At 58.5% G+C, this 5,554-nt stretch carries 7 protein-coding genes; 3 read left to right on the forward strand and 4 right to left on the reverse strand.

Features of this window, described 5'->3' with window-relative positions; translation table 11 throughout:
• Positions 1-175 precede the first annotated feature (175 nt).
• Positions 176-1,195 carry a 23S rRNA (adenine(1618)-N(6))-methyltransferase RlmF gene (gene rlmF, locus PMI23_RS27625; RefSeq protein ID WP_007909052.1) on the forward strand — a complete coding sequence of 340 codons (1,020 nt, stop codon included), beginning with the start codon at positions 176-178 and terminating at the stop codon, positions 1,193-1,195.
• Between the two features lie 196 nt (positions 1,196-1,391).
• Here rlmF and PMI23_RS27630 read toward each other — a convergent pair whose 3' ends face one another.
• Complete coding sequence (locus tag PMI23_RS27630) at positions 1,392-1,673, reverse strand: HU family DNA-binding protein (RefSeq protein WP_003221909.1); 282 nt, start codon at positions 1,671-1,673, stop codon at positions 1,392-1,394.
• Between the two features lie 395 nt (positions 1,674-2,068).
• On the opposite strand from PMI23_RS27630, the gene yejK reads away from it, so the two are divergent.
• Positions 2,069-3,073: a nucleoid-associated protein YejK gene (yejK, locus tag PMI23_RS27635; protein ID WP_007909053.1), complete on the forward strand. Its 1,005-nt coding sequence runs from the start codon at positions 2,069-2,071 to the stop codon at positions 3,071-3,073.
• Entirely contained in the window at positions 3,073-3,423 is a 351-nt protein-coding gene (locus PMI23_RS27640) for a glutaredoxin family protein (RefSeq protein ID WP_007909054.1), read from the forward strand. Before yejK ends, PMI23_RS27640 begins: the two co-directional genes overlap by 1 nt.
• 116 nt (positions 3,424-3,539) lie before the next feature.
• Here the strand turns inward: PMI23_RS27640 and PMI23_RS27645 are convergent, their stop codons facing one another.
• From PMI23_RS27645 to PMI23_RS27655, 3 genes are all read right to left on the reverse strand, one after another.
• On the reverse strand, positions 3,540-4,475 hold the full coding sequence (locus PMI23_RS27645; protein ID WP_007909055.1) for a glutathione S-transferase family protein: 936 nt from the start codon (positions 4,473-4,475) through the stop codon (positions 3,540-3,542).
• An 84-nt stretch (positions 4,476-4,559) separates the two neighbouring features.
• On the reverse strand, positions 4,560-4,862 hold the full coding sequence (locus PMI23_RS27650) for a GIY-YIG nuclease family protein (RefSeq protein WP_007909056.1): 303 nt from the start codon (positions 4,860-4,862) through the stop codon (positions 4,560-4,562).
• A gap of 39 nt (positions 4,863-4,901) precedes the next feature.
• On the reverse strand, positions 4,902-5,372 hold the full coding sequence (locus PMI23_RS27655) for a nuclear transport factor 2 family protein (protein ID WP_007909058.1): 471 nt from the start codon (positions 5,370-5,372) through the stop codon (positions 4,902-4,904).
• Positions 5,373-5,554 lie beyond the last annotated feature (182 nt).

Raw genomic sequence — 5,554 nt, forward strand, 5'->3', positions numbered from 1 at the left:
CTGCGATCTTTTGATCTTGTTTTTCAGGGTCAAGATCAAAAGATCGCAGCCTTCGGCAGCTCCTACATAAATCAAAATCCCCAAGTCCAAGGTCATGGGTCACAGGTTCGGCGCATGGCTCATCAATGTGGGACAATACCCGCCACTTTCAGCCATACCCGAATCGACCACGCCCATGAACGCCCCCCGCACACCCAAACCTGCGCGCAAGAAGCCTGACTCCGCGACCCCGGCCAAGACCGTCGAGCCGCGTGAAAAGGCCAGCCTGCACCCGCGCAATCGCCATCAGGGTCGTTACGACTTCCCGGCGCTGATCAAGACCACGCCGGAACTGGCGAAGTTCGTGATCACCAACCCGTACGGCAAGGAAAGCATCGACTTTGCCAGCCCCGATGCGGTGCGCGTGTTCAACCGGGCGCTGCTCAAGTCGTTCTATGGCATCCAGCATTGGGACATCCCGGCAGATTACCTCTGCCCACCGGTTCCGGGCCGTGCCGATTACGTGCACTTCCTTGCGGATTTGCTGGCCAGCATGAACGACGGCAAGGTCCCGCGCGGTGCGATCGTCAACGTGCTGGACATCGGCATGGGTGCCAACTGCGTGTATCCGCTGATCGGTAACAGCGAATACCGCTGGCACTTCCTCGGTTCGGAGATCGATCCGACCGCCGTGGCCGCAGCCAAAGCCATCGTCCAGTCCAACGATCTGAGCAAGGTTATCCAGCTGCGTCAGCAGGAAAACCGCAAGCACATCCTGATCGGCTTGCTGGAGCCGGGCGAGCGCTTCGACCTGACCATGTGCAACCCGCCGTTCCACGCCTCGATGGATGAAGCGACCAAGGGCAGCGAGCGCAAATGGCGTGCACTGGGCAAGGCCGACCCGAAGCGCAAACTACCGGTGCTGAACTTCGGTGGCCAATCGGCCGAGCTGTGGTGCGAGGGCGGTGAAGCGCGCTTCGTGACGCAATTGATCGCCGAGAGCGCGAATTTCCAGCATAAAGTGCTGTGGTTCAGCACCTTGGTGTCGAAAGCGTCGAACCTGCCGGCCATTGAAACCGCGCTGAAGAAGGCCGGAGTGCTGGAAAGCCAGGTCGTGGAGATGTCTCAGGGCCAGAAGCAGAGCCGTTTCGTCGCCTGGACGTTCCAGACCAAGTCCGAGCAGCAGATCTGGCGCCGCGAGCGCTGGGTTCGCTGATAGCTGCGCAGATGCCCCTGTAGGAGCTGCGGCACGCTGCGATCCTTTGATCTTGATCCTGAAGAACAAGATCAAAAGATCGCAGCCTCGTTTCACTCGACAGCTCCTACAAGGCGGTGTCATTCCTCGCCAAATCGCAGACACAAAAAAACCGTGCCCGGATCGCTCCGGTGCACGGTTTTTTTATCGCTGCGTCTTACTTGTTCACTGCGTCGGTCAGGCCTTTGGCCACAACCAGCTTGATCACTTTCTTCGCAGGGATTTCGATGGCAGCGCCAGTCGAAGGGTTACGGCCAGTGCGGGCAGGACGCTCGGTCACTTTCAGCTTGCCGATACCTGGCAAGGTGATTTCGCCGCCGTTTTCCAGCTGATCGGCAACGATTTGGCCCAGTTGGTCCAGAGCGTTACGCGCGGTGGTTTTCGGCGCGTCGATAGCTTCAGCGATGTCGGCGATCAGTTGGTCTTTAGTAAGAGCCATGTAGTGTTCCTTCCCTATCAAATTCATATGGATTGCAGAGTGCAGTGTCAGCCATCGAGCCCGATCTTCTGGATCTGGCACCCTCGGCGATAACCACGACGAGTCGGGTTATAGATACCGAAATCAGGGTTTGGTTCGACCTGACAAATGCTGATTGCACGCTTAACGCAGTGACTTCGCGTAAGACCGGGCAAAACTAGCACAGAGCCGGGGAAATATCCGCCTCTAGCTACCCATTTGGTCAGCTTTATTGCGCTAAATCGGTAAAAAACTGCATAAGCGCCAGAGCGCGCCCCGGTTTTGCCCTACAACCCGCGCCAAAACCAGTGGTTGCGGTACACTGGGCGCTTTTTCGGGGGAGCCTGCCCTCCTCCCTTCCAACAGCCGAGAAGCCCATGCCGATCCGTCATTGCATCGTCCACCTGATCGACAAAAAACCCGACGGCACACCCGCAGTTCTGCACGCCCGTGACACGGAACTGGCCGAGTCTGCAGCCATCGAAAACATGCTCGCCGACCTCAACGAGAGCTACAACGCCAAACAGGGCAAAGCCTGGGGCCTGTTCCATCCGGAGTCCGGCGCGTTCCCCTTCAGCGGCTGGCTGAAAGAATACATGGAGGGCGGCAAGGACTTCACTGCGTTCAGCAAAGTCGCGGTCGAACACCTGCAAAAACTGATGGAAGAGTCGAATCTGTCGGTCGGCGGACACGTGCTGTTCGCCCACTATCAGCAAGGCATGACCGATTACCTGGCCATCGCCCTGCTGCACCACAGCGAAGGCGTGGCAGTGACCGATGAACTGGACGTGACCCCGTCGCGCCACCTCGACCTAGGTCAGTTGCACCTGGCGGCGCGGATCAACGTCTCTGAATGGCAGAACAACAAGCAGTCCAAGCAATACATCTCGTTCATCAAGGGCAAGAACGGCAAAAAGGTTTCGGAATACTTCCGCGACTTTATCGGCTGCCAGGAAGGCGTCGACGGCCCGGGCGAGACCCGGACTCTGCTCAAGGCTTTCAGCGACTTCGTCGAGAGCGAAGACCTGCCGGAAGAATCCGCTCGCGAGAAGACCAAGACCCTGGTCGATTACGCCAGCAGCCAGGCCAAACTCGGCGAACCGATGGGTCTGGAAGAGTTGTCCGAGCTGATCGACGAAGAACGCCCGAAAGCCTTCTACGATCACATCCGCAACAAGGACTACGGCCTGTCGCCTGAAATTCCGGCGGACAAACGCACCCTGAATCAATTCCGCCGCTTCACCGGCCGCGCCGAAGGCCTGTCGATCAGCTTTGAAGCGCACCTGCTGGGTTCGAAGATCGAATACGACGAAGAGGCTGGCACCCTGGTGATCAAAGGCCTGCCAACGTCGCTCACCGATCAGTTGAAGCGGCGTAACTGATGCTCGGCAATGTGCTGAAGAAGCTTGCACTGGTTCTGCTGGTGGTCGTGGTTTATCAGAACTGGGGCAAGATCGAGCGGGTGTTCAACCCGTCACAAATGGTCTCGGAGCGGACACGGGCGCAGGCCAATGTCGTGCTCTACGCCACTGACTGGTGCGGCTACTGCAAGCAGACCAAACGCTTTCTCGACAGCAAGGGGATTGCGTTCAAGGAGTTCGATATCGAGAAGGATGCCGAGGCGCGCAAGGCGTATGAGGCATTGGGTGGACGCGGGATTCCGTTGATCGATGTGAACGGCACATTGATTCGCGGGTTTGACCCGGACGAAATCCTCGCCGCACTGAAATAACCTGTAGGAGTGAGCCTGCTCGCGATAGCGGTGTGTCAGTCGATAAATCCGCCAATTGACACACCGCTATCGCGAGCAGGCTCACTCCTACAAAGTTTTGCTACAGACTTGAGAGATCAGCGGGCTTCGATACGAAAACCAAAGCGCGGGAAGTGCACATGCACCACACCGCCACGCTCGTCTTCACGACGAATGATCAGCTCTTCGCTGCCGGCAAACAGCAACTCACCCACCACCGGATCAACCCCGTAATCCGTCGCGGCAATCGCCACTTGCTGACCAGCCTTGAAACCGTTCGGATCTACAAACTGCTCGCCAGGCAAAGCCGCCGGCGTCGCGTTGCGTGCAACCTCAAGCGCCTCTTCGGAGGTCATCGCACTCGCCGCGCCATGACCGAAGCCCAACACTCGACTCAGCCATGCCGAAACCGCCGGATACTCATCCACCAGCGGTGCAGTGACGTGAGTGGCCTTGAGGAACCACAGCGGATGCGCCAATGCGAAGTCGGCAATCGACGGCTCGCCAAACAGGAAGTCACCCTGCTCGCGCTGCAACTGCTGCTCAAGGCGGGCCATGATCGTCGGCCATTGATGCTTGGCTTGTTCGGCAGACAAACGCGTGGCGCTGCCACCACTGAACAGACCGGCACGGTCGGCGATAAACGCTTTTATCGCTTCCGGTGGCAGCTTGGCGAAACGCACGGCAACCGATTCCGGCTGGAACACCAGACTCACGGCATGCTGGAACACCACCGAATCAGCCCAAGTGGCAAAACTCGCGGAGGTGAACTCCTGACCTTCAGGGAAGAACGCCGGCAAAGCCTTTTCCTGCTCCAGGCGCCGCGCGATTAACGATGTGTCGCAATAGATGTCAGCGCCAATCTGCAACACCGGTGTCTTGCGGTAGCCGCCAGTCAGCGCGGTCAGATCCGGTTTCGGCATCACCGGCGAAATATGCACCGAGCGCCACGACAAGCCTTTGAAACCCAACAGCAGGCGGGCCTTCTCGGCAAATGGGGAGGTCGGGTAGTGGTGCAGAATCAACTCGGACATGCTCGGCTCCGCCGCTCAGATAGTGAGCCAGCAGCTTAGCGCGCATTTGCTTAGCAGCCTACAGATCTGCCTGATGGGAACCAATCAGTCAGATTGATAAGACGCAACTAGGCATTCCTTTGCGCTTTTCTTGAGCTTTTTGATCAAGCGTTCCTGACGCAACGCATCGCTCTTGTCGCGGCACAGCTCGGTGTAGACCAGCGCCATCGCCGGGCTGGAGAGGAAGAACCGTGCACCTTTGCCGCTTTGATGCTTGGCGAAACGGCGCACCGGGTCATCACTGATCCCGCAGTACAACGAACCATTGGCGGCGCGAACGAGGTAGACGAACCAGGATTTGCTCACCGGTTCGGCGACATCGACAGATTTTTCGCTAAGGCTGGTCACTTCGGGATCTAGACGTGTAGGAAACAGGCGGCGATCTTATCAGCGACCGGCCTGAAATGCCTTCAGTCCCTTCAATGCCTGGGCGCGCACGGCGTTGCGCACCAGCGGCGTCCAGCCCAGTAGCAGGCCTTTGAAACCGAGCGCCTGACGCGACCAGCGCCACAGATCAAAATGATCGTGGTGCTCGCAGATCTTGCCGTCACGGAACACGAAGCGGGCCTGGATATCGTTGACCACGACGTTGCCGGTCTGGCTGAACAGGTAGGTTGCGACCCAATGTGCACCGCCGCTGCGTTCATCGGCACGAACGTTGTCGAAGGTCAGCGAGAAGTCTTTGGCGCGGGTGGTGAGCATGCGCCACATGTCGCCGGCATCGCGGCCACGCAGTTCGCCGAAGGCCGGGTCGCTGAACACTACATCGTCGGTGTAGCAGGCGGCCATGGCTTCGGCGTCCAGGCGCTGGAAGGCCTGGTAGAAGCGGGTGATCAACGCGGCGTGGGCTTCGCTCATGGGCAATCTCCAAGATAGGTACAGAGTGCCAGCACCATAATCTGCAATGTGCAGAAACACTATCGGCATTCGCAAACCGAATACCCGCTGTACACAAAACCCATGTAGGAGTGAGCCTGCTCGCGATAGCGGAGTGTCAGTCAGCGCAACGTTGACTGGTATAAAGCTATCGCGAGCAGGCT

The organism is Pseudomonas sp. GM24 (assembly GCF_000282235.1).
Taxonomy (GTDB): Bacteria; Pseudomonadota; Gammaproteobacteria; order Pseudomonadales; family Pseudomonadaceae; genus Aquipseudomonas.